This is a genomic window from Longimicrobium sp. (assembly GCF_048594345.1).
In the GTDB taxonomy this organism is placed as follows: Bacteria; Gemmatimonadota; Gemmatimonadetes; order Longimicrobiales; family Longimicrobiaceae; genus Longimicrobium.
Window position 1 is genome coordinate 1 of the sequence record NZ_JBMDXM010000094.1, and the last position, 2,658, is coordinate 2,658.

Annotated in this window: 2 protein-coding genes; both read right to left on the bottom strand. The window is 69.3% G+C overall.

Annotated elements, in window-relative coordinates:
• Positions 1–356 precede the first annotated feature (356 nt).
• Entirely contained in the window at positions 357–878 is a 522-nt protein-coding gene (locus ACOJUJ_RS10160; RefSeq protein WP_420126755.1) for a hypothetical protein, read from the bottom strand.
• 257 nt (positions 879–1,135) lie between these two features.
• Positions 1,136–2,440, bottom strand: a complete 1,305-nt coding sequence (locus ACOJUJ_RS10165) for an SMP-30/gluconolactonase/LRE family protein (protein WP_420126756.1) — start codon at positions 2,438–2,440, stop codon at positions 1,136–1,138.
• Positions 2,441–2,658: the final 218 nt, after the last annotated feature.

Below are 2,658 nucleotides of genomic sequence, written 5' to 3' on the forward strand. Positions count from 1 at the left end.
TCGTCCACCGTTTCCGGAAACAGCATCTGCTGCTTCCGGTCTACACCCGCTTTGTATGCCACGCGCGCTCCCCGAGACTGGCCTGTGCTCGCTGACAACTTACACGATCCACGCGAGTTCTGACACAGTCTGGGGAGGCGCGCGCCGCGTCGTGTCTGGTGTGCACAAGCGCCTGTGCGCCGACCGAAGAATCTGCACGCTGGGCGCACAATCGCCTCGGCCATGTCGGGCTTCGGCCCAGGGGCCGCCCGTTCCGAGAGAGATTTTTCGGTCGGCCCCATGCCCTGGAGCGTGAACAGGGTCCCTGCGTGGCGCCTTCCAGAATGACAGCGATCGTCCGAACGGCGAGTTCGGTATCAGTCCGTCGTGACGCCGTGCACGTCCAGCTCGCCGCGCAGGTGGTTCAGGTGCGTGGTGAAGATGCTGTCCTCCTCCTCGGCCTCGCGCCCGTCCGCCGTAAGCATGGCCACGCCCAGGCCGCTGAGCGCGGTGACCACCTGACCGGCGTTGCGGGTGCCGCGCTCGCGGTCCATGGCTACGATGGCGCGCAGGTACCGCGGCGTCTCGCCCAGAAACGCGTGCAGCGCGTCGGGGTCGTTGGCCATCTCCATGGTCTCCATGGCCGCCGCGCGCAGGTCCTCGTGCGACGCGTCTACGCCCGAGGCGCCGCGCAGCGCCTGGCTGTAGACGGTCAGCTCGCGGCGGTTGATGTCGTCGTCGCCGGCCAGCAGCAGGCCCAGAAAACGGGTCAGGTGGTGCAGCGCGTCCTGGGCGATGGGAGCGGCGCCGGTCCAGTACCCCTGCGCCGCGGCGTTTTCGGCGGCCTGCACCACCAGCCGCGCCAGTTCGTCGGGTGCGACGTTGATGTCGTAGTTCATCGGGCGGGATCGTTCGTCGGATTGAGTGCGGATGCGTTCGTGCCCGGACTCGAGTCCGCCGCATCCGCCCGACAATGTACCGCCCCGACTCGCTCGGTGCACCTCGTTGAGGCGAAGGGAATGGTTTCACGCAGAGTCACCAGAGTCAGCAGAGTTGTTCGTGGCGTTTTCCCGGACGTGAACGCGAGGCGACGGCACGAGAAAACTCTGCTGACTCTGGTAACTCTGCGTGAGAAAATCTTTCCTGGACCTTCCCCTTACGGAACCGCCAGCCGCAGCACGTGGGCGGGCTCCAGGGTCATCCCGGGCTTCAGCCGGCCCTCCGGATCCAGCCGGTCCCAGCCGCTGTCGGCGATGAAGAACACCTCGTCGGCCACCACCACGGCGTGCGTGGGCTCCGTGAGCAGGGGCGTCGCGGACTCCAGCGGCCGCCAGCCCACGATGCGGCGCTCCTCGTCGTCCAGGCGCAGCTCGATCACGCGCTTGGGCGCTACGCCGTTCTGCACCGCGATCAGCCGGTGCCCCACGCGCACCATCCCGTCAATCCCGCTCACCGCCACGGAATCCGGGACGGGAAGCCACGCCAGCTCGCCGCTTTCCCGCTCCAGCGAGGCGATGCCGCGCACGTAGTCCGCCACCAGCACCCGCCGCCCGTCAGACGTGACCACCAGCCCCTGCGGCGACGCCAGCTCGTCCTGCGCGAACGCCTCCATCTCCTCCTCGCCGCGCTCGATGCGGTAGACGACGCCCTCGTCCCCGTCCGATACGAACACGTCGCCGTCCGCGGAGACGGCTATGTCGCCCAGCTGGTGGCGGACGCCCTCCGGCGGCAGGTAGCGGCGGCGCAGCGCCCCCGTGTCCAGGTCGTACGCCAGCACCGCGGCCTTGCCCGAATCCGCCGCCGCGTAGCCGGTGAAGTACGGCGCCGCCTGGGTGGTCGCCCACAGGGTGCGGGTGAGCGTGTCGACCGCCAGGCCCAGCATGGCCCACTGCCCGTCACGTCCCGCGGGAACGAACTCCGCGAACCCGCCGTCCACCGCGTACGACAGGATGCGGCCGCTGCGCAGGCTGGAGAGAAAAAAGCGCCGCGAGCGCGGATCGAACGCGATCCCCTCGGGCATGAACGCCGAGTCGGTGAGGGCGAACGCCGGCTGCGCGTTGGCCACCGGCCGCGCGTTGGTGGCAATGCGCGCCGCCAGCGCCTCCCACGCCGCGCCCGCGCGCATCTGCGCAAAGGCGGAGTCGTTGGCCACGTCGCGCGTAAGCCCGCTGGCGGCGAACGCCTGCAGCCAGGCCAGCGCGTCCTCCGTCCTTCCCAGCCGCGCGTCCGCCCGGGCCAGGTTGAAGACGAGGGAGGGGTGATACCCCACCTCCTCGCGCACCCGCACCAGGTGGTAGCGCCAGCCGCCCCAGTCGCCGGCCAGGCGCGCGGCCTCGCCCGCCTGCGCGTGCTCCCGCCAGGTGCTGTCCTCCGACGCCACCTGCAGCGAATCCTGCGCGGCGCAGGGTATCCATGCGACGAGCGCCGCGACGGTCGCGGCGCGCCTCATCATCCGCGTCATCGTCAAACTTCAGAAAAGAGGGTGGAGTACAGAGACATCTGAGGTGGTCCGTCAACGGTTTCGTATGTGGCGGACCCCCTTCGTTCAGGCCGGTGCCGGGACGCCGAGCCGCTTCACCAGGGGTGAGCGGCGTGCCCAGAGCGATTGGATGTAGCGCGCCTCGTCGTACGGAATGTGCTCTTTCCAGCAGTGGTAGATGATGCGGATCCACTTGAAAG

Coding starts and splice junctions, on each gene's coding strand:
- ACOJUJ_RS10160 (WP_420126755.1), bottom strand. CDS start 878: ATGAACTACGACATCAACGTCGCACCCGACGAACTGGCGCGGCTGGTG.
- ACOJUJ_RS10165 (WP_420126756.1), bottom strand. CDS start 2,440: ATGACGCGGATGATGAGGCGCGCCGCGACCGTCGCGGCGCTCGTCGCA.